General features: G+C 69.0%; 23 protein-coding genes. 16 read left to right on the top strand and 7 right to left on the bottom strand.

What is annotated here, in order from left to right; translation table 11 throughout:
- Nucleotides 1-123 precede the first annotated feature (123 nt).
- A complete protein-coding gene (locus HNP48_RS12375; RefSeq protein WP_184857243.1) occupies nucleotides 124-621 on the top strand; it encodes an HU family DNA-binding protein in 498 nt (165 codons plus the stop codon).
- 344 nt (nucleotides 622-965) lie between these two features.
- On the opposite strand, the gene HNP48_RS12370 is transcribed toward HNP48_RS12375, so the two are convergent.
- Nucleotides 966-1,706 carry an FTR1 family protein gene (locus tag HNP48_RS12370; RefSeq protein ID WP_184857242.1) on the bottom strand — a complete coding sequence of 247 codons (741 nt, stop codon included), beginning with the start codon at nucleotides 1,704-1,706 and terminating at the stop codon, nucleotides 966-968.
- Nucleotides 1,707-1,850: 144 nt separating this feature from the next.
- Between HNP48_RS12370 and HNP48_RS12365 the strand changes: the two genes are divergently transcribed.
- Complete coding sequence (locus HNP48_RS12365; RefSeq protein WP_184857241.1) at nucleotides 1,851-2,186, top strand: hypothetical protein; 336 nt, start codon at nucleotides 1,851-1,853, stop codon at nucleotides 2,184-2,186.
- A 358-nt stretch (nucleotides 2,187-2,544) separates the two neighbouring features.
- Nucleotides 2,545-4,728: a TonB-dependent siderophore receptor gene (locus HNP48_RS12360; RefSeq protein ID WP_184857240.1), complete on the top strand. Its 2,184-nt coding sequence runs from the start codon at nucleotides 2,545-2,547 to the stop codon at nucleotides 4,726-4,728.
- Nucleotides 4,729-5,004: 276 nt separating this feature from the next.
- On the opposite strand, the gene HNP48_RS12355 is transcribed toward HNP48_RS12360, so the two are convergent.
- Nucleotides 5,005-5,571 carry a Fur family transcriptional regulator gene (locus tag HNP48_RS12355; RefSeq protein WP_184857239.1) on the bottom strand — a complete coding sequence of 189 codons (567 nt, stop codon included), beginning with the start codon at nucleotides 5,569-5,571 and terminating at the stop codon, nucleotides 5,005-5,007.
- Between the two features lie 268 nt (nucleotides 5,572-5,839).
- A complete protein-coding gene (locus HNP48_RS12350) occupies nucleotides 5,840-6,727 on the bottom strand; it encodes a LysR family transcriptional regulator (RefSeq protein ID WP_184857238.1) in 888 nt (295 codons plus the stop codon).
- Between the two features lie 109 nt (nucleotides 6,728-6,836).
- Between HNP48_RS12350 and argC the strand changes: the two genes are divergently transcribed.
- Together argC and HNP48_RS12340 are read left to right on the top strand one after the other, a co-directional pair.
- Nucleotides 6,837-7,802, top strand: coding sequence for an N-acetyl-gamma-glutamyl-phosphate reductase (argC, locus tag HNP48_RS12345; RefSeq protein WP_184857237.1), 966 nt, complete (start codon nucleotides 6,837-6,839; stop codon nucleotides 7,800-7,802).
- Nucleotides 7,803-7,886: 84 nt separating this feature from the next.
- Entirely contained in the window at nucleotides 7,887-8,870 is a 984-nt protein-coding gene (locus HNP48_RS12340) for a 2-dehydropantoate 2-reductase (protein WP_184857236.1), read from the top strand.
- Here the strand turns inward: HNP48_RS12340 and HNP48_RS12335 are convergent.
- Nucleotides 8,855-9,781 carry a LysR family transcriptional regulator gene (locus tag HNP48_RS12335; RefSeq protein ID WP_184857235.1) on the bottom strand — a complete coding sequence of 309 codons (927 nt, stop codon included), beginning with the start codon at nucleotides 9,779-9,781 and terminating at the stop codon, nucleotides 8,855-8,857. The genes HNP48_RS12340 and HNP48_RS12335 overlap by 16 nt on opposite strands.
- 116 nt (nucleotides 9,782-9,897) lie before the next feature.
- Between HNP48_RS12335 and HNP48_RS12330 the strand changes: the two genes are divergently transcribed.
- The 4 genes from HNP48_RS12330 to HNP48_RS12315 are packed head-to-tail and all read left to right on the top strand — an operon-like array spanning nucleotide 9,898 to nucleotide 14,083.
- The gene (locus HNP48_RS12330; RefSeq protein WP_184857234.1) at nucleotides 9,898-10,851 is read left to right on the top strand and encodes a hydroxymethylglutaryl-CoA lyase; all 954 of its coding nucleotides are present in this window, start codon (nucleotides 9,898-9,900) and stop codon (nucleotides 10,849-10,851) included.
- A gap of 24 nt (nucleotides 10,852-10,875) precedes the next feature.
- Nucleotides 10,876-12,033 carry a CaiB/BaiF CoA-transferase family protein gene (locus HNP48_RS12325; protein ID WP_184857233.1) on the top strand — a complete coding sequence of 386 codons (1,158 nt, stop codon included), beginning with the start codon at nucleotides 10,876-10,878 and terminating at the stop codon, nucleotides 12,031-12,033.
- A 41-nt stretch (nucleotides 12,034-12,074) separates the two neighbouring features.
- Nucleotides 12,075-13,064, top strand: a complete 990-nt coding sequence (locus HNP48_RS12320) for a tripartite tricarboxylate transporter substrate binding protein (RefSeq protein WP_184857232.1) — start codon at nucleotides 12,075-12,077, stop codon at nucleotides 13,062-13,064.
- A complete protein-coding gene (locus HNP48_RS12315) occupies nucleotides 13,061-14,083 on the top strand; it encodes an Ldh family oxidoreductase (protein ID WP_184857231.1) in 1,023 nt (340 codons plus the stop codon). The genes HNP48_RS12320 and HNP48_RS12315 overlap by 4 nt, the downstream gene beginning before the upstream one ends.
- A gap of 3 nt (nucleotides 14,084-14,086) precedes the next feature.
- Here the strand turns inward: HNP48_RS12315 and HNP48_RS12310 are convergent, their stop codons facing one another.
- Complete coding sequence (locus tag HNP48_RS12310; protein ID WP_184857230.1) at nucleotides 14,087-15,007, bottom strand: AraC family transcriptional regulator; 921 nt, start codon at nucleotides 15,005-15,007, stop codon at nucleotides 14,087-14,089.
- Between the two features lie 131 nt (nucleotides 15,008-15,138).
- Between HNP48_RS12310 and HNP48_RS12305 the strand changes: the two genes are divergently transcribed.
- Nucleotides 15,139-15,930, top strand: coding sequence for a fumarylacetoacetate hydrolase family protein (locus tag HNP48_RS12305; RefSeq protein WP_184857229.1), 792 nt, complete (start codon nucleotides 15,139-15,141; stop codon nucleotides 15,928-15,930).
- Between the two features lie 47 nt (nucleotides 15,931-15,977).
- Here HNP48_RS12305 and HNP48_RS12300 read toward each other — a convergent pair whose 3' ends face one another.
- Nucleotides 15,978-16,904: a LysR family transcriptional regulator gene (locus HNP48_RS12300; RefSeq protein WP_184857228.1), complete on the bottom strand. Its 927-nt coding sequence runs from the start codon at nucleotides 16,902-16,904 to the stop codon at nucleotides 15,978-15,980.
- A 124-nt stretch (nucleotides 16,905-17,028) separates the two neighbouring features.
- Here HNP48_RS12300 and HNP48_RS12295 point away from each other — a divergent pair, with 124 nt between their 5' ends.
- From HNP48_RS12295 to maiA, 6 genes are all read left to right on the top strand, one after another.
- Nucleotides 17,029-18,021: a 2Fe-2S iron-sulfur cluster-binding protein gene (locus HNP48_RS12295; protein WP_184857227.1), complete on the top strand. Its 993-nt coding sequence runs from the start codon at nucleotides 17,029-17,031 to the stop codon at nucleotides 18,019-18,021.
- Nucleotides 18,022-18,038: 17 nt separating this feature from the next.
- Nucleotides 18,039-18,197, top strand: coding sequence for a hypothetical protein (locus HNP48_RS12290; RefSeq protein ID WP_409362554.1), 159 nt, complete (start codon nucleotides 18,039-18,041; stop codon nucleotides 18,195-18,197).
- Nucleotides 18,198-18,516: 319 nt separating this feature from the next.
- Nucleotides 18,517-19,779 carry an aromatic ring-hydroxylating dioxygenase subunit alpha gene (locus tag HNP48_RS12285; protein ID WP_184857226.1) on the top strand — a complete coding sequence of 421 codons (1,263 nt, stop codon included), beginning with the start codon at nucleotides 18,517-18,519 and terminating at the stop codon, nucleotides 19,777-19,779.
- Nucleotide 19,780: 1 nt separating this feature from the next.
- Nucleotides 19,781-20,251, top strand: coding sequence for a nuclear transport factor 2 family protein (locus HNP48_RS12280; RefSeq protein ID WP_184857225.1), 471 nt, complete (start codon nucleotides 19,781-19,783; stop codon nucleotides 20,249-20,251).
- A gap of 10 nt (nucleotides 20,252-20,261) precedes the next feature.
- On the top strand, nucleotides 20,262-20,591 hold the full coding sequence (locus HNP48_RS12275; protein WP_184857224.1) for a non-heme iron oxygenase ferredoxin subunit: 330 nt from the start codon (nucleotides 20,262-20,264) through the stop codon (nucleotides 20,589-20,591).
- A gap of 17 nt (nucleotides 20,592-20,608) precedes the next feature.
- Complete coding sequence (maiA, locus tag HNP48_RS12270) at nucleotides 20,609-21,262, top strand: maleylacetoacetate isomerase (RefSeq protein WP_184857223.1); 654 nt, start codon at nucleotides 20,609-20,611, stop codon at nucleotides 21,260-21,262.
- Between the two features lie 13 nt (nucleotides 21,263-21,275).
- On the opposite strand, the gene HNP48_RS12265 is transcribed toward maiA, so the two are convergent.
- Nucleotides 21,276-22,490, bottom strand: a complete 1,215-nt coding sequence (locus tag HNP48_RS12265; RefSeq protein WP_409362553.1) for a pyridoxal phosphate-dependent aminotransferase — start codon at nucleotides 22,488-22,490, stop codon at nucleotides 21,276-21,278.
- Nucleotides 22,491-22,502 lie beyond the last annotated feature (12 nt).

Genomic DNA, 22,502 nt, shown 5'->3' with positions numbered 1-22,502 from the left:
CCGCTGAGGTTCTGCGGTCTTGTCCTATAGCGTTCGTGCGCGCAGTGCTTCTAAAATCGCGCACCTCCTTGCACATGCGAGGGGGCCCATTGCAACTCTCGACAACAAAGAATCAACACCATCATGGCAACTGCAAAGAAGACCGCTGCTCCCAAGGCAGCACCCGCAGCAAAGAAAGCTGCAGCACCCGTGGCCAAGAAGGCCGCGGCACCTGTCGCCAAGAAGGCAGCTCCTGCTGCCAAGAAGGCCGCAGCACCTGCAGCGAAGAAGGCTGCACCCGCCGCTGCAGCAACGCCCGCAGCGCTCAAGCCCATCAAGGCCGCCTTCAACAAGACGACCCTGGTGGCCCACCTGGCCGAGCAGTCGGGCGTGGACGCCAAGGCCACCAAGGCCGTGCTGGCAGCGCTCGAAGCCGCCATCCTGGGCTCGGTGCACAAGAAGGGCTCCGGCGAATTCACGCTGCCCGGCGTGCTGAAGATCGGCCTGCAGCAAGTGGCCGCCAAGAAGAAGCGCTTCGGCAAGGACCCCTTCACCGGTGAAGAGCGCTGGTTCCCCGCCAAGCCCGCGAGCGTGAAGATCAAGACCCGCGCGCTGAAGAAGCTCAAGGACGCAACGGCCTGATCGCCACCTTGCATCCTTGACACAGGGCCGTGCGCGCAAGCGCCGGCCCTGTTTCATTTTTGGCGGCTTCGTTTTGCTCTCTTCTCAGCCGTCCATGGAACGACGCGCTACCCATGCGACTGGCGCGGCCGAAGCCAGCGCTCCCGCGCAAGGGCCGCCCCGCCGCGAAGGCGGCGTATCCAGCGCTTGCGCTGGGGGCGTCCCCCTCCCGACTCGCGCAGCGAGGAGAGAGAGGGGCTGAGGGCCGCGGCTCCAAGCCTGCCCGCGCAGGCTTGGACGTGCCCGAAGGGTGGCCGCCTCTGGCGGACGCACCGAGGCGCGAAGCGCCTGCGGGGGTGTCCAACCTACGCGGAGGACTCCCTCCACCAGCTGCGCAGCACCGAGACCACGGGCACGGACATCAGCGCCGCGCACACCCACCCATACCAGCGCCCTTCGGGCAAGGCAGGCGCAGCCCAGGCCAGCAGCGGCACACCCGCGGCACCGGATGCGTGCATGAACTCCGCCACGGCGCCCAGCATCATCTGGATGGACAGCAGCGACAGCACCAGCGCCGACACCCGGAAGGCCGCCAGCAGGCCGATGCGCGTGCTGATCCTGCGCGAGGCGATGGCCAGGAAGGCGACGCCCACGAGGCCCAGCACCGCCCCCGCGAGCACGTCCCCCGCCTCCGTGCGCAGCCACTGCGAGCGCAGGAACAAGGCCACCTCCAGCGTCTCGCGGAACGCCACCACCACGCAGAAGGCCAGCACCACCAGCGGGGCCGCAGGCCGCTCCAGCCACACCTCGAGCAGGGCCTGCGTGCGCGAGCGGATGGTGCTGGCAGCGACCAGCATGGAGCTCACCATGAGCAGCACGCCGATGGCCAGCACGAAGGTCAGGCCGGCGGTCCAGCGCGGGTCGATGTCGGAGGCGATGAGCCACAGGCCCAGCGCGGCGCCGAGGGCGCAGCCCGCCAAGGTGCCGCCCGCCGCCCAGCGCAGCAGGTGCCCGGCGCGGGCGGAGCGCAGGCAGGCCACGAGCGAGGCCAGGATCAGGATCAGCTCGGCGGATTCCCGCAGCACCACCGCAAATGCATCGAACACAGGAAGGAGAAGCCTGGCGGGGCCGGGGTTGGTTATGGATGCTTCTCATTATCGATGCTGGCACCGGCATTCCGTGAGACACTTCCCCGGACCGCCCACCGATGCCGTGCGGCCCACCCCTGAATCAGCCCTGCACACCCCTCCATGACCGACAAGGATCTCCTGGCCATCATCGACCGGGCCGTTGACGAATTCAATGGCGACCTGGACGAGCTCGAAAGCGCCATCGGCATGCTGATGCTGGGCCGGCACTACGGCTGGCGCGTGATGCTGCTGATCCACAGCCCCACCACGGTGCGCAAGTACACCAAGATCCTCAACATCAAGAGCCTGCGCGACGTGCTGCCCGAGGTGGGCGTGCTGGCCCACCGCTCCAAGGCATGGCGGCTGGTGGAAGGCACCAAGAACTTCTGGAAGGTCGTGCGCGGCCAGATCGGCGGCGTGCGCAGCGCCCGCGTGACCAAGACGCCAGGCGATTAAGCGCCAGGCCGCGCCCACCAGGGCGCCAGCCCCGCGGCCGGTTCGAAGGCTGCAGGCGGGAATGCCACGCGCATTCCGATCCACGACCCCACACACCTCTCTCGCGCGCTCTGCAGTGCCAGCGCCCTGGCGCGCGCGCCATCTTGCCCGCCCCCAGCCGCCAGCGCCCCAGGCAGCGCCGTGGCAAGTCCAACACATGCCCAACAGTAGCACTTGACACGACTACTTCAGTATCGATACATTTGATTGCGACTGAGAACAACTTTCATTTACACGATCCCCCGATGGATTCGCTGCGCAGCGGTCTGTGCACCGGGCGGCCGGTTTCCTCTTTCTCTCCTCTCCCAAGGTCCCTCCCATGTCTTCCATGAATGCTTCGATGCGCCGCGCCGCGGACACCCCTCTTCAGCCACGCGCACTCAGCCACGCGATCCACATCGCCATCGCCACGGCCGCCTTTGCCGTGCCCGCCGGCGCGGCGTTCGCGCAAGCCGCCTCCACTTCGCTGCCCACCGTGACCGTGAGCAGCGAAGGCGAGGCCGGCTACGCCGCCCCCCGCAGCACCACGGCCACCAAGTCCGACACGCCGCTGCGCGACACGCCCCAGTCGATCTCGGTGGTGACCAAGGAGCAGATCCGCGACACGGCCGCACAAAGCATGGCCGAGGCCACCAAGTACGTGCCCGGCGTGGGCTTCGCGCAGGGCGAGGGCAACCGCGAGACGCCGATCTTCCGCGGCATCAGCAGCACCGGTGATTTCTTCATCGACGGCATCCGCGACGACGTGCAGTACTACCGCGACCTGTACAACATCGAGCGCGTGGAAGTGTTCAAAGGCCCCAATGCCATGATCTTCGGCCGCGGCGCGACCGGCGGCCTGATCAACCGCACGACCAAGCAGGCCGGCTGGACGCCCTCCATCGGCGGCTCGCTCACCCTGGGCAGCGACAGCAACAAGCGCCTGACGGCCGACATCAACCAGCCCATTAGCGACCAGCTGGCCTTCCGCCTGAATGCGCTGCACGAGAACTCGGACAGCTACCGCGACGGCGTGTCCATCAAGCGCTCGGGCATCAACCCCACGCTGGCCTGGCGCGCCGGCGCCAAGACGCTGGTGACCGTGGGCTACGAGTACTTCAAGGACGACCGCATCGCCGACCGCGGCATCAGCAGCTTCCGCGGCGCCCCTCTGCAGGTGGACCCCGCCACCTTCTTCGGCAATGCCGCGGCCAGCCCCACGGGCACCACACTCAACGCCTTCACGGCCTCGGTCGAGCATGAGTTCGAGAACGGCCTGCAACTGCGCAACCGCCTGCGCATCACCGACCAGGACAAGTTCTACCAGAACGTCTTCCCCGGCGCGGTGAACGCAGCTGGCACCCAGGTCGCCCTCAGCGCCTACAACAACGCCACCAGCCGCAAGAGCGTTTTCAACCAGACCGACTTCAACTACACCCTCTCCACCGGTGCCGTGAAGCACAAGCTGGCCTTCGGTGCCGAGCTCGGCCAGCAGGACACGGACAACTTCCGCAACACCGGCTTCTTCCCGGGCAACGTGACCAGCATCAACGTGCCGCTGGGCAACCCGACCACGCAGCTGCCGGTCACGTTCAGCCAGAGCGCCACGGATGCCAACAACAGCGGCAAGGCCAAGGTAGCAGCGCTGTACCTGCAGGACCAGATCGAGCTGGGCCCGCAGTTCCAGGTGATCGGCGGCCTGCGCTACGACCGCTTCACGGTGGACTTCCGCAACAACCGCAACGGCCAGCAGTTCGACACCTCCGATGGCCTGGTCTCGCCACGCATCGGCGTGGTCTACAAGCCGCAGGAAGCCGTCTCGCTGTATGCCAACTACAGCGTGGCCTACCAGCCGCGCGCCGGCGACCAGCTGTCCTCGCTGAGCCTGACCAATGCCGCACTCAAGCCCGAGAAGTTCAAGAATTTCGAGATCGGCGCCAAGTGGGATGTGCGCAGCAACCTGGCCCTCACGGCCGCGCTGTACCGCCTGGACCGCACCAACGTGATCGTGCTGGACCCGAGCGACCCGACCAACACCCGCACCATGCTCAGCGACGGCCAGCGCTCGCAGGGCTTCGAGCTGGGCCTGTCGGGCAACGTCACCCCGGCCTGGAGCGTGGCCGGCGGCTACACCTATGCCGACGCCAAGTTCACGGCCGACACCTCGGCCACGCAGCGTGCCGGCGGTGCCGTGGGCCAGGTGCCCCGCCACACCCTGGCGCTGTGGAACCGCTATGACTTCACCCCCGCCTGGGGTGCCGGCCTGGGCGTGATCCACCGCACCAAGATGTTCGCGGCCAACGAGCTGATCGCCACGGCCGCCAACACCATTCCCAACGTGGTGCTGCCCGGTTACACGCGCATGGACGCCGCCGTGTTCTACACCCTGAGCAAGTCCATGCAGCTGCAGCTGAACGTGGAGAACCTGTTCAACAAGAAGTACTTCATCAACGCGAACAGCAACAACAACATCACGCCCGGCGCACCGCGCAGCTTCCGCCTGGCGCTGAACGCGAAGTTCTGAGGGACCGCAAACGCCCTCGCCCCGTGGAGCGCTGGCAAGCCGCAGGTGCCTGGTCCTGCGGCTTGCCTTGGGGCAGGCCCATCTGGCAACGGACGGGCCCGGTGCATGCCCGCGACGGCGATATGACCGCGGCAAGACCGGCCGGCCTGCACGACTTCAAGAGCCTCTTGGCAAGGGGCTTGCAAGCTCCCGGCATGCACGGCGCACGGCGCCCCCCCGCTCGGCCACCGGCACGCCCCGGTGCCTACAGAGCGCCGGCTCCATGGGACTGGCTGCTCAGGCGCGCACGAGCAGCTCGCGCCCTTCAATCTCCAGGCCGAAACGCCGGGCTGCGGCCACCAGGCGCGCATGGAGGTCCGCATCCTCGATGGCCACCAGTTGGCCGGTGCGCGAGCACCCGATGAGCAGCACGCTGGACTGGGGCTCGGCAGGCTTGACCAGGTAGACGGCCTTTCGGCTCTCGTCCCACACGCTGGAGACGAGCCCGTGCTCATCAAACTCCCGGATGACCCGGTAGACAGTGCTCGCCGAGGCATGGGTACCGCGCTGCAACATCCGTTGGTACACCTCGTCGGCCGACAAGCCAAAGGGCCTGGCCCCGGCAATCACCTGGTAGATGCCGATGCGCGCGATCGTGGGCCGCAGGCCTGCCTTGCGCAGGCGCTGCAGCACCGGCGCGCGCTCTGCAGCGGCATCCTCCAGGGAGTTGGCCGCCTGTGCCACGGGAGCGGGGTGCGATGGCTTGCGCAGCCGTGCGCTACCCCCCAGGGCCCGGGCGGGCATGCTTTTGGGTGTGGCGGCGGGAGTCAAGCGCTGGCACTCCAGCCAACGGGGCATGGGCATGGCGCGCAAGCCTCCCGGGTTCCGGCGCCAAGAGGCTCGGACGGGGCAGTGGCAAGGGATGCGGCAAGGTTCATGGATGGGCCCGGCAAAGAGATCGACAGGTGTTGGCAAACCTGCCCGTGGGCCACCAACCCATGCACCATGGGTGGGGCTTGCGGCAGCAGATTCCGGTGCCTGAACGCCTCTTGCCTCAGGCATACCGGCACCCAAAGTAGTACGTTCAAATTCTACTCCCGAAGCCTGCCAGCGCAGTCCACCCAAGGGCCCATCACGCCTGGCGTTGCTCTCGCAAAACGTCCAGCACATGCTGCGTGGCCTTCTCGACGGCCCCGGTTCGGTAGGCCAGGCCCAAAGGCCGCCACAGTGCGGGGCGCAGTGCCAGCATGGTGATGCGTGGATCGGGTGGTGTGCTGCCGGCCGCCTCGTGCGGCAGCAGCGTGGCGCCGTAACCCGCGGCCACCAGGCTCTTGATGGCATCGTTGTAGTTGAGCTGGATGCGCGCCGCGGGCTGCTCGCCCGCCGCGGCGAACCAGTCGGTGGTCAGGCGCGAGAGGCTGGTGCCTTCGTCGTTGAGGATGAGCGGCTGGCGCGCCAGCCAGTGCGGCGTGGCGCGCGTGGGGGCCTGCCACTTCGAAGGCACAAAGGCCATGACCGGGTCGCGCCGCCAGGGCTCCACCTGCACGCCGTGCACGGCGGACTGCGGCAGCGCCACCAGGCCCACGTCCAGCGTGCCGCCCGCCAGGCGGGCCATGGTGTCCTGCGAGGTCAGCACGGCCACCTGCACATCGATGCCCGGGTGCTGCTGGCCCAGCACTTCGAGCGCCTGCGGCAGCAGGTGGGCGATGGCACCGGTGGAGGCCCCGAGCCGCACGCGCCCCGCCAGGCCCTGCACCTGGCGCTGCACCACGGCCAGGGTTTCGTCGGCGTCGGCCAGCAGGCGCCGGGCCCGCTCGACCAGGGCCTCGCCCACGCCCGTGGCGCGCACCTCGCCGCGCTTGCGCAGCAGCAGCGGCGCACCCACCTGTGCCTCCAGGTCGGCCATGTGCAGGCTCACCGTGGGGGCGGCCAGGTGCAGCACGCGCGCGGCTTCGGCAAAGGAGCCCAGGTCGGCAATGGTGACCAGGGTGCGCAGGCGGTCGAGGTTCAGTTCACGCATGTCGTTCAGAAATCCTGATCCAGATGTTTGTGAAATTCAACTTTTCAAATTCTAGGCAGCGCCGGAAGATTGCGCATCCCCCATTTGGCATCCACCAGGAGCACTCCACATGAGCAGCAGCAACGCACCCCTCGTCTTCATCGATGGCGACCAGGGCACCACCGGCCTGCAGATCCACGAACGCCTGCATGGCCGCAACGACCTGCGCCTTTTGACCCTGCCCGAGCAGGACCGCAAGAACCCGGCGCGCCGCGCCGAGGCCATCAACGCCTGCGACATCGCCGTGCTGTGCCTGCCCGACGGGCCGGCGCGCGAGGCGGTGGCCGCCATCACCAACCCCGCCGTGCGCGTGATCGATGCAAGTTCGGCCCACCGCACCACGCCGGGCTGGGTCTACGGCTTTCCCGAAATGGCCGCGGGCCAGGCCGAACGCATCGCCAGCGCACAACGCGTGAGCAACCCCGGCTGCTACCCCACGGGCGCCATCGCGCTGCTGCGCCCGCTGGTGCAGGCGGGCCTGGTGCCAGCGGACCACCCGCTGTCCATCCACGCCGTGTCGGGCTATTCCGGTGGCGGGCGCGCGCGCGTGCAGGAGCACGAAGCCCCGGGCGCGCAGGCCCCGGCCTTCCAGGTCTATGGCCTGCGCCTGGCGCACAAGCACACGCCCGAGATCGAGCAGCACGCCGGCCTGGCGGCACGCCCCTTCTTTCTGCCAGCCTATGGCGCCTTCCGCCAGGGCATCGTGCTCACCATTCCCCTGCAGTTGCGCGCCCTGCCCGCGGGCACGACCGCCGAAACGATCCACCAGGCCCTGGCGCAGCACTACGCAGGCCAGCGCCATGTGGAAGTGACCAGCCTGGCCGAGGCCGAGTCCACCGAGCACCTGGACCCCGAGGTGCTGAACGGCAGCAACCAGTTGCGCCTGTCGGTCTTTGCCAACGCGCAGCACGGGCAGGTGCTGCTGGCCGCGGTGTTCGACAACCTGGGCAAGGGCGCCTCGGGCGCGGCCGTGCAGAACCTGGACCTGGTGCTGGAGCACATCGCCCAAGGCCGGCGCATTCTTCAGCCCGCCTAATCAATCCATCAGAAAGGATTGATTGTGGGGAGCGGCCAAGCCGTGCAGACTCGCGCGCCTTGTCCATCCACTACAGGCACATCCATGAAGGTTTGCATCATCGGCGCGGGCGCCATCGGCGGGTTCATCGGCACGCGGCTGGCCGCGGCAGGGCGCGCCCAGGTCAGCGCGGTGGCGCGCGGCGCCACGCTGGCCGCCCTGCGCGAAAAAGGCTGGCGCCTGCAGACGGCCGACGGGCTGGTGCAGGCGCCCGCGCACGCCACCGACCAGGCGGCCTCCCTCGGCGTGCAAGACCTGGTGGTCATCGCCGTCAAGGGCCCCGCGCTGGCGGGCGTGGCGCAGGGCATCGCGTCGCTGCTCGGCCCCGAGACCCTGGTGCTGCCCGCCATGAACGGCGTGCCCTGGTGGTTCTGCCAGGGGCTGCCGGGCTTTGGCGATGCGCCGCTGGCCAGCGTGGACCCGGGCGGTGAGATCACGCGCGCCATTCCCCTGGCGCAGGTGGTGGGCTGCGTGGTGCATGCCGCCACCTCCACGCCCGAGCCCGGCCTGGTGCTGCACAAGATGGGCCGCGGCCTGCTCATCGGCGAGCCCGGCGGCGGCCAGAGCGAGCGCGTGCAGCGCCTGGCCGACCTGCTCAACCACGCGGGCTTCGAGGCCACGCACTCGGCCGACGTGCGCTACGACATCTGGTACAAGCTGTGGGGCAATATGACGATGAACCCGGTCTCGGCCATCACCGGTGCCACGGTGGACCGGCTGCTCGACGATGACCTGGTGCGCGGCTTCTGCTCGGCTGCGATGCAGGAGGCCGGGCGCATCGGCGCCCGCATCGGCTGCCCCATCGCACAAAGCCCCGAGGAGCGCCATGCCCTCACGCGCAAGCTCGGCGCGTTCAAGACCTCGATGCTGCAGGACGCGGAGGCCGGCCGCGCGCTGGAGATCGACGCCCTCGTGGCCGCGGTGCAGGAGATCGGCCAGCGCGTGGGCGAGGCCACCCCGAACATCGACGCCCTGCTGGGCCTGGTGCGGCTGTTTGCCCGCGTGCGCAACCTCTACCCGGCTGCCTGACTTTCCTCCGCCAGCACCGCCGCTTGGTGCAGGTGCTCCACCAGCATGCGCGCGGCGGGTGAGAGCTTCTTCTCGTCGTGGAAGCAGACGGTGAAGCGCCGCTGCGCCCAGCCGTCCGTGAGCGGCAGCACACGCACGCCCAGGCTCGCGGCCACGGGCGCGGCCACCTCGCGCGGCACCACGGCAATGCCCAGGCCGGCGCGCACGCAGCGCATGGACGCATCGAAGGTGCTGACCACCGCGCGGTAGTTGACGGGCCGCCCGATGATGGCCGCCGCGCGCGCCAGCATGGTGTGCACGGCGGTCGATGCGGGCAGGCCCACGTGGTCGAACGCCAGCGTGTCCTCGAACGCGCAGCGCCTGCGCCGCGCCAGTGGGTGCGACAACGGGGTGATGATGGCCAGGTGGTCGCGCCGGTAGCTGCGGGTCTGCAGGCCCTGCAGATCCGCCGCGTCCCAGCACACGCCCACGGGCACCACGCCCTCGCGCAGGCTGCGCACCAGCTCGCTGCTCACCGCTTCCTCGATGTCCACGCGGATGTCGCGGTGCGCCGGCGCCTGCAAGAAGGCAGCGATGTCGTCGGGCAGGAACTCGGCAATCGACGACACCGAGGCCAGGATACGCACCTGCCCCGTGATGCCGTTGCCATAGGCCGCCATGTCGCGCCCCACGCGGTCGCCCGCGGCCAGCATGGCGCGGGCGTGCTGCAGCAGGATCTCGCCCGCACCCGTGGGCACCACGCCGCGGCGGCGCCGGTCGATCAAGGTGTGGCCCACCTGCTGCTCCAGCTGCGCCAGGCGCTTGCTGATGGCCGAGGCCACGATGTGGTGCTGCTCCGCGGCGCGGGCGATGTTGCGCGCCTCGCAGACGGCGACAAACAGGCGCAAGGTGGTGAGGTCGAGGTCTCGCATCGAAGAAAGCGGTGGTGCTCTAACATTCCGATATGGAACGCTATCGCTTCCAGAATACCGCTTTTGCAACGCATCGGGAATGTCTACAGTGCCATCCAAGATCTGGAGACAACGACATGCCCCCCACGAGCGCCCGCCTGCCCCGCGCCGCCACCATCCGCGAAGTCGGCCTGCGCGATGGCCTGCAGAGCATTGCCACCATCCTGCCCACCGAACACAAGCGCGCCTGGATCCACGCCGCCCATGCCGCTGGCCAGCGCGAGATCGAGGTCGGCTCCTTCGTGCCCGCGCGGCTGCTGCCGCAACTCGCGGACACGGGCGAGCTGCTGGCCTATGCCAAGACCCTGCCGGGGCTGTTCGCCTCGGTGCTGGTGCCCAACCTGCGCGGCGCCGAGAGCGCGATTGCAGGTGGTGCCGACCTGATGATCGTGCCGCTGTCGGCCAGCCACGCCCACAGCCTGGCCAACCTGCGCAAGACGCCCGACGAGGTGGTGGCCGAGGTGGCGCGCATCCGCGCCGCACGCGATGCCGCCGGTAGCCGCACCCTGATCGAAGGCGGCGTGGGCACGGCCTTTGGCTGCACGCTGCAGGGCACCGTGGACAAAACCGAGGTGCTGCGCCTGATGCAGGCCCTGCTCGACGCTGGCGCCGACCGCGTGAGCCTGGCCGACACCGTGGGCTATGCCGACCCGGCCATGGTGCGCGACCTGTTCGAGGACGCCGTGCGCATTGCGGGCGAGCGTTTCTGGTGCGGCCACTTCCACGACACGCGCGGCCTGGGCCTGGCCAACGTCTACGCCGCGCTCGAAGTGGGCGTGGACCGCTTCGATGCCTGCCTGGCCGGCATCGGCGGCTGCCCGCATGCGCCCGGTGCCAGCGGCAATGTCTCGACCGAAGACCTGGCCTACCTGCTGGGCAGCATGGGCATCGCCACCGGCATCGACATCGCCGGGCTGCTGGCCCTGCGCGGCCAGGTGGCCGGCTGGCTGGCGGGCGAGACCCTGCACGGCACGCTGTGGCGCGCCGGCCTGCCCAAGACCTTTCCCCAGCCGGCCGCCGTGCCGGCCTGACCCTGCCCTACAAGGAAAACCGCCATGAGCGCCCCCACCGAACCCCGCCTGCCCCTCACGGGCGTGCGCGTCCTCGAATTCACCCACATGGTCATGGGCCCCACCTGCGGCATGGTGTTGGCCGACCTGGGGGCCGAGGTCATCAAGGTCGAGCCGCCCGGCGGCGACAAGACGCGCGACCTGCCGGGCCTGGGGATCGGCTTCTTCCGCTCCTTCAACCGCAACAAGAAGAGCGTGGTGATCGACATCGCCACCGAGGAAGGCCGCGCCACCGCGGCCGAACTGGCAGGCACCTGCGATGTGGTGCTGGAGAACTTCCGCCCCGGGCTGATGGCCAGCTTCGGGCTGGACTACGCCACCCTGTCCGCGCGCTTTCCGCGCCTGATCTATGTCACGCACAAGGGCTTCATGCCCGGCCCCTACGAGAACCGGCTGGCGCTGGACGAGGTGGTGCAGATGATGGGCGGCCTGTCGTACATGACGGGCCCGGTCGGTCGGCCGCTGCGCGCGGGCACCTCGGTCAACGACATCATGGGCGGCATGTTCGGCGCCATCGGCGTGCTGGCCGCGCTGCGCGAGCGCGACTTCACGGGCCGTGGCCAGGAGATCCAGAGCGCGCTGTTCGAGAACTGCGTGTTCCTGGCCGCGCAGCACATGCAGCAATACGCCATGACGGGCGAGGCACCGCCGCCCATGCCCTCGCGCGTGTCGGCCTGGAGTGTGTACGACGTGTTCACGTTGGCCGGCGGCGAGCAGCTGTTCATCGGCGCGGTGAGCGACAAGCAGTTCCTCACGCTGTGCCGCGTGATCGAGGCACCCGAGCTCGCGGCCGACCCGGCCCTGGCCACCAACGCGCTGCGCGTGGCGGTGCGCCCGGAGCTGCTGCACAAGCTCGGCGCCATCCTGCAGCACCACCGCGTGCAGGACCTCGCGCCCCGGCTGGAAGCCGCCGGTATTCCTTACGCGCCCATCGTACGGCCCGACCAACTGATGGACGACCCCCACCTCCAGGCCAGCGGCGGCCTGGTGCCCATGCAAACCGACGACGGCGGCACCACCGACGTGGTGCTGCTGCCCCTGCGCATGGACGGGCGCCGCCCCGGCGTGCGCCGCCCGCTGCCGCGCGTGGGCGAGCACACCGAGGAAATCCTCGCCGGCCTCGCCCGCCATGTACCGGCCTGACCCTTTGCCACCACCCTACAAGAACCCAGGAGACAAGCACCATGCCAACCACCACCCTCCCCTTCCCGCAACGCCGCCGCGCCGCCCTGCTGCTTGCCGGTCTGGCGCTGTGCGGCGCCGCCGCGTCCGTGCGCGCCAACGACAAGCCCATCCGCATGGTGCTGCCCGTGGGCGCCGGCTCGGGGGTGGACACCATCATGCGCGCCGCCGCGCCGCAACTGATCAAGGCGCTGGGTGGCCAGCCCGTGGCCATCGAGAACCTGCCGGGGGCGGGCGGCATCACCGGCGCCTCGGTCATCGTGCGGGCGCCGGCCGATGGACTCACGCTGGGCGTGGTGTCCAACAACCACGTGGTCAACCCCAGCGTGTTCAAGAAGATGCCCTTCGATGCCGTGGGCGACATCACACCGATCTCGGTGGTGGGTGCCACGCCCTTTGTGCTGGTGGTCAATCCCAAGATCCCGGCGAAGAATGCCAAGGAGCTGCAGGCCCTGCTCAAGGCCAAGCCCGACGGCTACAACTACGCCTCCTCGGGCAACGGCACCATCATCCACCTGGCCGGTGCCATGTTCATGGAAGCGGCGGGCGTGGAGGTGCGCCACATTCCCTACAAGGGCGTGGGCCCCATGGTCACGGACCTGATGAGCGGCCAGGTCGAGATCGGCGCGGTGGCACTGCCCGCCGTGCAGGGCCAGCTCAAGGCCGGCGCACTGCGCGCCATCGGCATCATGGGCAAGCAGCGCGTACCCTCGCTGCCCGATCTGCCGACGATTGCCGAACAGGGCTTTCCCGACGTGGACGTGGCCGGCTGGTTCGCCGTGGTCGGCCCGGCCAAGCTGCCGCCCGCCGAGGTCAAGCGCCTGCATGGCGCCGTGGTGGCCGCCTTCGCCATGCCCGAAACCAAGGAGGCCATGGCCAAGCAGGAGAACATCATCAACCCCATGTCGCCCGAAGCCTCGCTGCAGTTCTTCAAGACCGAGCAGGAGCGCTACGCCCGCCTGGTGAAGAAGGCCGGCGTGACGGTGGAATGAGTTCGGTGGACGCGACGGCTCTGCAGGACTGGGCCGGCGCCGTCTTGGCCACCCAGGGCGTGGGCAGCGCCGACGCAGCGCTCACCGCGCGGCTGCTGGTGCGCACCAGCCTGCGCGGCATCGACACCCATGGCATCGCGCGCCTGCCCGGCTATGTGGACCGGCTGGCCAGCGGCGAGGTGAACGCGCAGGCCCGGCCCCGCACCGAGGAAACAGCCCCCGGCTGGCTGCGCTGCGATGGCGGCGGCGGCCTGGGCCAGGTGGAGGCAACCCATGCCGTCGAGGAGGCCCTGGCCCGGGCGCGCCAGCAGCCACTGGTGGCCTGCCACATCCGCGCCACGGGGCACCTGGGCGCGCTGGCCGTGTACGTGGCCGCCGCGGCCGAGCAGGGCTTCTTCGCCTTGCTGTGCCAGCGCACGCCACCGGTGATGGCCCTGCCCGGCGCCAACGGCCCGGTGATCGGCAACAACCCCCTGGCCTTTGCGTTGCCGGCCACGGGCCGGGCCCCATTGGTGTTCGACATGGCCCACAGCGTGGTGGCGCGCGGCCATGTGGCCCAGGCGGCGCGCGAGGGCCAGACGACCATCCCGCCCGACTGGGCCCTGGGGCCCGACAGCCAACCCACCACCGACCCGGTGCGGGCACTGCAAGGTGCCATGCAGCCGATTGCCGGCCACAAGGGCCTGGGCCTGGCCATGCTGGTGGAGTGCCTGGCTGCGAGCATGGGCGGCATCGCGCCGGAGGCGACCAGCGGCACGGCAGGGTCCGCGGCCAATGCCAGCGCCTTCGCCCTGGTGATCAACCCCGCATTGGCCACCGGGCGCGAGGCCTTCGATGCCAGCGTGGCGGCCTGGCTGCAGACCTATTTGCAGGCCGGCGGCCCCGGTGCACGCTACCCGGGCCAGCGCCAGGCCGTGTGCGAACAGCAGCGCAGCCTTGACGGCATTCCGCTGCCACCGGGCCTGCGCGCCGCGCTGCACGCACTCGGCGACCGCGCGGGCCTTCCACTTCCCGGGTGAGGCTCAGCTGCGGCTGCGGGCCTGCTGGCGGAACTGGCGCGGGGTCACACCCACGTCCTGCCGGAAGCGGCGGCTGAAGTAGGCCTCGTCATGGAATCCGCTTTGGTGCGCGATCTCGCGGATCAGCGTGTCGGAGCCCGCCAGCAGCTCGCGCGCATGCTCCAGGCGCCGCTCGGTCAGCAATTCAGTGAAGGTGCGGCCCGTCTGCTTCTTGAGCAGGTGCGCGAGGTAGTTGGGCGACAGCGCCACGGCCGCTGCCGTGTCGGTGAGCGCAATGTCCTCGTGCGAGTGCTCGCGCAGGTGGCGCAGCGCGCGCTGCAGGGCGTCGTGGTGCACGCCGCCCTGCCGGTGGTGGCGCGCGGCCTGGGCATGCAGGTCGGCAGCAAAGCGCGTGCAGGCCAGGCCCAGCAGCTGCAGCAGCAGGCCGCGGATGCTGGCCGCCGAGCCCAGCGTGCGCGGCTGGTTGTGGGCCACCAGGGCATCGAGCCACTGGCGGATCTGTGCGAAGTCCTCGGGGCCGAAGGTGAAATCCAGGTGCTCCTGGAACAGAAAGGGCGCCAGCTCCGGGTACTGCGCCATGGCCACGTCCTCCAGATCGAGCGCGGGTACGTCGAGTTCGGGCCAGAGAAAGCGCTGGTCGAAATTGATGATGGCGTAGCGCGCCCCCACCGGGTGCGGCACCACGTGCATGCGGTAGGGCAGCACAAAGCTCAGCGTGCCCGTGCCGAAGGGCCGCGTGGCCGTGCCCACCACCTGCCGGTCGCCGCCTTCCAGGCTCACCTGGATCTGGAAATACTCGTGCCGGTGCGGCCGGCTCAGCACGTCGCGCGCGCCCTGGAAACGGATGTCGAAGTCCAGGTGCTCGGCACGCTCCTGCATGCCGTACAGGCGGGCATGGGCGTTGGGGCGGTGCGGCGAGGGCATGCGCCAATGGTAGCGGCCGCGCGGCGGTGTGGACTGTGTCCAGTTTCGGCGTAGCTGCGTGCAAGTTGCGCGCGCCGGGCGCTCCAACAATCACAGAAGCACCACGACAACAACCCAAGGAGACACGACCCATGGACCAACCCCGACGCACTATCTTGACCCATTCCGCCCTCCTCGCCACCGGCGCCGTTGCCGGCTGCGCCCTGCCCGCAGGCGCCAGCAAGGCCGCCGCCACCCCCTTCGACCTGCCGCAGACCACGATTCCCATCGTGGGCAGCGACCAGGTGTTCCCCGTGCGCCGCGTCTACTGCATCGGCCGCAACTACGCGGCCCATGCACGCGAGATGGGCTCGGACCCGACGCGCGAGCCGCCCTTCTTCTTCCAGAAGCCGGCCGACGCGATCCAGTTCGTGCAGCCCGGCGTGGTGGCCGACCACGCCTACCCCACCTTGACCAAGAACTACCACTACGAGGTGGAGCTGGTCGTGGCCCTGGCCAAGGGCGGGCGCGACATCCCGGTCGAGAAGGCGCTGGACCATGTGTTCGGCTATTCGCTGGGCCTGGACATGACGCGCCGCGACCTGCAGCGCGAGATGGGCGACCAGAAGAAGCCCTGGGAGATCGGCAAGGCCTTCGACCAGTCCGCGCCCGTGGGCCCGCTCTACCCGGTGAGCCAGGTGGGCCACATCACCAGTGGCGATATCTGGCTCAAGGTCAACGGCACGACCAAGCAGAGCGCCACGCTGCAGCACATGATCTGGTCGGTGGCCGAGCAGATCAGCCGCCTTTCGCGCGCCTTCGAGCTCAAGCCCGGCGACATCATCTACTCGGGCACGCCCGAGAACGTGGGCCCGGTGGTCCAAGGCGACGAGATCGAGATCCACATCGACCGCTTTCCGAACCTGAAACTGCGCATTGTTTGATACCCCTTGGGGCGCTGCGCGCCCCAAGGAGGATTGCGTCACTGAATTCAGCCGGACGCCTGACCTGCGTAGTCCGAGTGCAGGTCGAACACCAGGGTGCGCAGCCACTGGTTGGCGGGGTCCTTGTGGTACTTGGCGTGCCAGAACAGGTTGATGGCAATGCGCGGCAGCTTCACCGGGTGCGGCCGCGCCACCAGCCCGAACGGCGCCACCATGCGCGCGGCCAGCCGCTCGGGCACGGTGGCGATGAGGTCGGAGGACTGCAGGATGTGGCCGATGGCCACGAAGTGCGGCACCTGGAGCTTCACCTGCCGCTGGGGCGTGTGGCGGTCCAGGATCTCGTCGACCTGGCCGTGGCCCGTGCCGGCCGAGACGATGGCCACATGCTCGGCCGCAAAGAAGTCGGTCACGCGCAGCGGGCGGCGCCGCGCCAGCCGGTGGCCCTGGCGCAACAGCACCACATAGTCCTGCTCGAACAATCGGCGCTGGAAGAAGCCGGCCTTGAGCTGCGGCAACAGGCCGATGGCCAGGTCCACCTGGCCCGCCTCCATCGCATCCTTGAGGTTCACCGCCGTGTTGCGCACCGTGCTGATGGCCACGCCCGGCGCCAGTTCGCCGATGCGCTGCATGAGCTGCGGCAAAAAATAGATCTCGCCGATATCGGTCATGCCCACGGTGAAGCTGCGCTGGGCTGTGGCGGGATCGAAGGCGTTGCGCGCGTTGACGGCGCCATGGATCATGCCCAGCGCATAGCCCACCGACTCGGCCAGTTGCTCGGCGAACGGCGTGGGCTGCATGCCGCTGGCCGTGCGCAGGAACAGGGGGTCGTCGAACTGCCGGCGCAGACGCGCCAGGGCATTGCTCACCGCGGGCTGGCCCAGGCCCAGGTTCTCGGCCACCTTGGAGACCTTGCGCTCGGCCAGCAGCTGGTTGAAGACCACCAGCAGGTTGAGGTCGATGTCCTTGAGTTCCATGGCCTGCCTTCATGAATATTGATTTCAATGATATTCAACATTCACTCCATCGCGTTGACTGATTTTCTGGTGCCCTGGATCATCCGTCGCACAAGAACATGGCGACGACAAGAGACAACGCACGATGGAAATCCACGTCCGCCCGCTGGGGCGCACCCTGCACGTCGCCCCCGGCGTGAACCTGCTGGAGGCCCTGCGCGCCAACGATGTGCCCGTGTCGTACAGCTGCATGGCCGGGCGCTGCGGCACCTGCCGCTGCAAGGTCGTGCAGGGTACGGTGCTCGATGCCGGCCGCGAGTTGCAGCGCCCACCGGCCGTGGGGGCGGATGAAGATGGCCATGTACTGGCCTGCCAGACCTTTGTGACCGAGCCCTGCACGGTGGAGATCGTCGAGCCCGACGAGGTGGTGGTGCACACGGCGCGCACGCTCAAGGCCACGGTGCTCGCCATCGAGGACGCCACCCACGACATCAAGCGCCTGCGCCTGCAGCCGGCCAAGCCGCTCGATTTTTCGCCGGGCCAGTACGCACAGCTGCAGTTCACGCCCGCGCATGCGCGCCCCTATTCCATGGCCGGGCTGGCCGGTGATGGCGCGCTGGAGTTCCACGTGCGGTTGGTGCCCGAGGGGCGCGTCACGGGCTACATCGCCCAGGACCTGAAGGTGGGCGACGCCGTGCGCGTGAGCGGCCCGCTGGGCTCCGCCTACCTGCGCCGCCGGCACGACGGCCCCATGCTCTGCGTGGCGGGTGGCACGGGCCTGGCGCCCATCCTGTCCATCGTGCGCGGCGCGCTCGCGGCGGGCATGCACAACCCGGTGCACCTGTACTTCGGTGTGCGCTCGGAGCGCGACGTCTACGGCCTGGACTGGCTGGCCGCGCTGCAACGCGCGCACCCTGCCCTCACGGTGCACACCGTGCTGGCCTCGGGCCGTGCCCTGGGCTGCCGCAGCGGCCTGGTCACCGAGGCCATCGCCGCAGACTGGCCCCGCCTGGCCGGATTTCGCGCCTACCTGTGCGGCGCGCCCCCGATGGTGGAGGCCACCGCGCTGCTGGTGCGCCGCCTGGGCATACCGACCGCTCACATCTACGCCGATGCCTTTTACGCGAGCGGCACTTGATCGCTCAAGGAAGCCCCATGGAACAGCCTCGCACCCATTCCGCCGAAACCCTGGCCGCGCGCAAGGCCTACTACGAGCGCATCGGCGGCGACAGCATGACCCCGCTGTGGGAGGTGCTGGGCGCGCTGGTACCGCCCCGGCCGCGTTCACCGGCCGTGCCGCACCACTGGTCCTGAAGTGAAACACCCCCTGAGTCGCTTCGCGCCTCGGTGCCACCGCCAGAGGCGGTGGCCCTTCGGGCACGTCCAAGCCTGCGCAGGCAGGCTTGGAGCCGCGGCCCTCAGCCCCTCTCTCGCATTGCTGCGCAATGCGGGAGGGGGACGCCCCCGGTGCACGCAAGCGAAGCGCCGCCTACGCGGCTTGGCGGCCCTTGCACGGGGGCACTGGCTTGGGCCGCGCCAGTTTCATGCGCCGCGGGGGCGCGGAGCGCAATGAATAACTGACACCGCCCCACTGGCCCCCACAAGAAACAAACAAGCAAACAAGGAGACAGACATGAGCAGCGACCCCAGCACGGTCTTTCCGGCGCAGGCCCGGTGGGAGGGCGCGGGCACGAACCGCATTCCCTTCAAGGTCTATACCGACGAGGAACTGCACCGCAAGGAGCTCGAACGCTTCTTCTACCAGAAGCACTGGTGCTATGTGGGGCTCGAAGCCGAGATCCCTCATGCGGGCGACTTCAAGCGCACGGTGATCGGCGAGCGCTCCGTCGTCATGGTGCGCGATGCCGAAGGCGGCATCAACGTGATCGAAAACGTCTGCGCCCACCGGGGCATGCAGTTCTGCCGCGAGCGCTCGGGCAACCGCAAGGAGCTAGTCTGCCCCTACCACCAATGGAACTACACCCTCAAGGGCGAGCTGCAGGGCGTGCCGTTTCGCCGCGGCGTGAAGCAGGACGGCAAGGTCCACGGCGGCATGCCGGCCGACTTCAACCCGGCCGACCATGGGCTGAACAAGCTCAAGGTGGCCACGCGCGGCGGTGTGGTGTTCGCTTCGTTCGACCACGGAGTGGAATCGTTTGAAGACTTCCTCGGCCCCGAGATCCTCGGCTACTTCGACCGCCTTTTCAACGGCCGCCAACTCACCCTGCTGGGCTACAGCCGCCAGCGCATTCCCGGCAACTGGAAGCTGATGCAGGAGAACATCAAGGACCCCTACCACCCGGGACTGCTGCACACCTGGTTCGTGACCTTCGGGCTCTGGCGCGCGGACAACAAGAGCGAACTCAAGATGGACGCACGCCACCGCCATGCGGCCATGGTGTCCACGCGCGGCCAGGCGGGCAAGGCCGGCCAGGTCACGCAGGTGTCGAGCTTCAAGGAGAGCATGCAGCTCGAAGACCCGCGCTTCCTCGATATCGTGCCCGAGCCCTGGTGGGGCGGGCCGACGGCGGTGATGATGACCTTGTTTCCCAGCGTCATCCTGCAGCAGCAGGTCAACAGCGTTTCCACGCGCCACATCCAGCCTGCGGGCCATGGCGCCTTCGACTTCGTGTGGACGCATTTCGGTTTTGCAGACGACTCCGAAGAGATGACCCAGCGCCGCCTGCGCCAGGCCAACCTGTTCGGCCCGGCGGGATTCGTCTCGGCCGACGATGGCGAGGTGATCGAGTTCTCGCAGCAGGGCTTCGAGCAAAAGCCCTTTCACCGCGCGCTGGCCGAACTGGGTGGGCGCGAGGTGGGTGACACCGACCACATGGTGACCGAGACCTTGATCCGCGGCATGTACCGCTACTGGCGCGAAGTGATGGAGGACTGAGATGGACTTCCCCACCTACTACGCCCTGACCCAGCTCTATGCCGACTACGCCAGCGCCGTGGATTCGGGCGACTGGGACCTGTGGCCCGGCTTCTTCACCGAGGACTGCAGCTACCGCCTGCAGCCGCGCGAGAACCACGAGCGCGGCTTTCCGCTGGCCACGCTGTCGTTCGAGAGCAAGGGCATGCTGCGGGACCGGGTCTACGGCATCAAGGAGACCCTGTTCCACGACCCCTACTACCAGCGCCACATCATCGGCGCGCCGGTGGTGCGCCGGGTGGAGGGCGAGCGCATCCACTGCGAAGCCAACTACGCCGTGCTGCGCACCAAGCTCTCGCAGGCGTCCACGGTGTTCAACACCGGGCGCTACATCGACGAGGTGGTGCACACGCCAGAGGGCCTGAAGTTCGCGAAGAAGCTCGCCGTCTTCGACAGCGAAATGGTCCCCAACTCGATCATCTACCCCATCTAGGACAACGACCATGAGCGATGCAACAAGCACCCTGCAATGGACCGATGCGGCCGCCTTCGACGAGGTGCCGCAGGACGACGTCATCGGTCTGGCCGTCGGCGGGCGCGACATCGCGCTCTACGGCGTGGACGGCAGCGTCTACGCTACCGACAACCTGTGCACCCACGGCCACGCGCGCCTGTGCGACGGTTTCCTGGACGGGCACGAGATCGAATGCCCGCTGCACCAGGGCAAGTTCGACGTGCGCAGCGGCGCGCCCACCTGCCAGCCCGTGACCGAGGCGGTGCGCACCTACCCGGTGCGCATCGACGGCGGCCGGGTGTATCTGGCGCTCGGCTAAGGCCTATCATTCCGCCCATGGACCGCATTCTCTACACCTACTTCCGCAGCTCGGCCGCCTACCGGGTGCGCATCGCCCTCCACCTCAAAGGCCTCACGGCCACGCAGATCCCTGTGCACCTGGTGCGCGACGGGGGCGAGCAACTGAAGCCCGAGTACAAGGCCATCAACCCGCAGGGCCTGGTGCCGGTGTTCGGCGAGGACGGCATGCGCGTGAGCCAGTCGCTGGCCATCCTCGAATACCTGGAAGAGCAGTACCCCGGCACGCCCCTGCTGCCCGCCAACGCTGCCGACCGCGCGCGCGTGCGCCAGCTCGCGCTGGTGGTGGCCTGCGAGATCCACCCGCTCAACAACCTGCGCGTGCTCAAGTACCTGAGCGGCACGCTGGGTGTGCCCGAAGCGGCCAAGAACGACTGGATCAAGCACTGGATCGCCGAAGGTTTTGCGGCGCTGGAGACCGAACTCACCGCCGCCGGCAGCGGCGCCGGGCAGTTCTGCTTTGGCGACACGCCCACGCTGGCCGACTGCTGCCTGGTGCCCCAGATCTTCAACGCCCGCCGCTTCGAGGTGGACCTGTCGCCCTACCCCACGCTCGTGGCCATCGACGCGCGCTGCCAGGCGCTGCCGGCCTTCCAGCAGGCGCACCCGGCCCAGCAACCCGACGCCCAGTAAAGGGAAACGGGAATCAGCGCACCGGATTGGCCTCCAGCCAGGTGCGCAGGCGGCGCACGCCCTCGACCAGGCGTGCCGGGTCTTGCGAGGCAAAGCACCAGCGCAGCCAGCCCTGCGCCTCGGCGCCAAAGGCATTGCCCGGCGCCAGGCCCAGGCCGGCCTCGGCCACCAGGCGCTTGGCCAGGGCCAGCGAATCGGTGACGCCCTCGATCTGGAAGAAGGCGTACATGCCGCCGCGCGCGGCCGCCACCTTCACGCCCGGCACCTGGGCCAAAAGCGGTACCAGCGTGTCGCGGCAGGTCTGCAGGTGGGCCACCACGCGCGGTGTGATCTCGGCGCTGTGTTCCAGCGCGGCCAGCCCCGCGCGCTGGGTGAACACGCTGGCACACGAGGTGTTGAACTCGATGACCTTGGCGATGCCATCCACCAGCGCGGGCGGCAGCACCAGCCAGCCCAGGCGCCAGCCGGTCATGAGAAAGCTCTTGGAAAAACTGTGCGCCACCACCAGCCGGTCGTCGGCATTGGCGATGTCCAGGAAGCTCGGCGCGCAGCGGTTCTCGGTGGGCTCGTAGTACAGGCGCTCGTAGACCTCGTCGGCCAAAATCCAGGTGCCCGTGCTGCGGCAATGGTCCAGGATGCGCTGCTGCTCGGCGCGCGTGAGCGTCCAGCCCGTGGGGTTGTTGGGGGCGTTGAGGATGAGCAGGCGGGTCTTCGCGGTCACGGCCTGGCACAGGGCGTCCAGGTCCAAGCCCCATTGCCCGCCGGCGGCCGTGAGTGGCAGGGTGCGCACGCGCGCGCCCAAAATCACCGGCTGCGCCACCAGGTTGGGCCACACGGGCGTGACCACCACCACCTCGTCGCCCGCATCCACCAGGGTCTGCACGGCCAGCATGAGCGCGCTCACACCGCCCGAGGTGATCGCGATGCGGCCCGCGTCCACGGCCGGGTGCAGGGCGCTGGTGTAGCGCGCCACCGCCTCGCGCAACGCAGGCAGGCCCAGGTTGTGGCTGTAGAAGGTCTCGCCGCGCTGCAGGGATGCGATGGCCGCATTGCGCACCACCTCGGGCGTGACCTCATCGCTCTCGCCGAACCAGAAGGCCAGCACATCGTCGCGCCCCAGGCCGGCATTGGCGACCTCGCGGATCATGGAAGGTTCGAGGGTCTCTATGGTCTCACGCATGGTCGGAAAAAGCGGTGCGCCCGCAGCAAGTCGGTGAAGGGACTGCAAGCGTAGCTTCTT

This window comes from Acidovorax soli (assembly GCF_014207955.1).
GTDB classification, from domain to species: domain Bacteria; phylum Pseudomonadota; class Gammaproteobacteria; order Burkholderiales; family Burkholderiaceae_C; genus Acidovorax; species Acidovorax soli_A.
The sequence above is the reverse complement of the archived record's forward strand: the minus strand, read 5'-3'. Positions and strand labels throughout refer to the sequence as shown.

Excerpts from the sequence above, each read along its gene's own strand:
- HNP48_RS12360 (WP_184857240.1), top strand. The coding sequence starts at position 2,545 with ATGTCTTCCATGAATGCTTCGATGCGCCGCGCCGCGGACACCCCTCTT.
- HNP48_RS12300 (WP_184857228.1), bottom strand. The coding sequence starts at position 16,904 with ATGGAACTCAAGGACATCGACCTCAACCTGCTGGTGGTCTTCAACCAG.
- HNP48_RS12290 (WP_409362554.1), top strand. The coding sequence starts at position 18,039 with ATGGAACAGCCTCGCACCCATTCCGCCGAAACCCTGGCCGCGCGCAAG.
- maiA (WP_184857223.1), top strand. The coding sequence starts at position 20,609 with ATGGACCGCATTCTCTACACCTACTTCCGCAGCTCGGCCGCCTACCGG.
- HNP48_RS12310 (WP_184857230.1), bottom strand. The coding sequence starts at position 15,007 with ATGCCCTCGCCGCACCGCCCCAACGCCCATGCCCGCCTGTACGGCATG.
- HNP48_RS12375 (WP_184857243.1), top strand. The coding sequence starts at position 124 with ATGGCAACTGCAAAGAAGACCGCTGCTCCCAAGGCAGCACCCGCAGCA.
- HNP48_RS12350 (WP_184857238.1), bottom strand. The coding sequence starts at position 6,727 with ATGCGTGAACTGAACCTCGACCGCCTGCGCACCCTGGTCACCATTGCC.
- HNP48_RS12355 (WP_184857239.1), bottom strand. The coding sequence starts at position 5,571 with ATGCCCATGCCCCGTTGGCTGGAGTGCCAGCGCTTGACTCCCGCCGCC.
- HNP48_RS12340 (WP_184857236.1), top strand. The coding sequence starts at position 7,887 with ATGAAGGTTTGCATCATCGGCGCGGGCGCCATCGGCGGGTTCATCGGC.
- HNP48_RS12330 (WP_184857234.1), top strand. The coding sequence starts at position 9,898 with ATGCCCCCCACGAGCGCCCGCCTGCCCCGCGCCGCCACCATCCGCGAA.
- HNP48_RS12315 (WP_184857231.1), top strand. The coding sequence starts at position 13,061 with ATGAGTTCGGTGGACGCGACGGCTCTGCAGGACTGGGCCGGCGCCGTC.
- argC (WP_184857237.1), top strand. The coding sequence starts at position 6,837 with ATGAGCAGCAGCAACGCACCCCTCGTCTTCATCGATGGCGACCAGGGC.
- HNP48_RS12335 (WP_184857235.1), bottom strand. The coding sequence starts at position 9,781 with ATGCGAGACCTCGACCTCACCACCTTGCGCCTGTTTGTCGCCGTCTGC.
- HNP48_RS12305 (WP_184857229.1), top strand. The coding sequence starts at position 15,139 with ATGGACCAACCCCGACGCACTATCTTGACCCATTCCGCCCTCCTCGCC.
- HNP48_RS12320 (WP_184857232.1), top strand. The coding sequence starts at position 12,075 with ATGCCAACCACCACCCTCCCCTTCCCGCAACGCCGCCGCGCCGCCCTG.
- HNP48_RS12325 (WP_184857233.1), top strand. The coding sequence starts at position 10,876 with ATGAGCGCCCCCACCGAACCCCGCCTGCCCCTCACGGGCGTGCGCGTC.
- HNP48_RS12285 (WP_184857226.1), top strand. The coding sequence starts at position 18,517 with ATGAGCAGCGACCCCAGCACGGTCTTTCCGGCGCAGGCCCGGTGGGAG.
- HNP48_RS12295 (WP_184857227.1), top strand. The coding sequence starts at position 17,029 with ATGGAAATCCACGTCCGCCCGCTGGGGCGCACCCTGCACGTCGCCCCC.
- HNP48_RS12280 (WP_184857225.1), top strand. The coding sequence starts at position 19,781 with ATGGACTTCCCCACCTACTACGCCCTGACCCAGCTCTATGCCGACTAC.
- HNP48_RS12275 (WP_184857224.1), top strand. The coding sequence starts at position 20,262 with ATGAGCGATGCAACAAGCACCCTGCAATGGACCGATGCGGCCGCCTTC.
- HNP48_RS12365 (WP_184857241.1), top strand. The coding sequence starts at position 1,851 with ATGACCGACAAGGATCTCCTGGCCATCATCGACCGGGCCGTTGACGAA.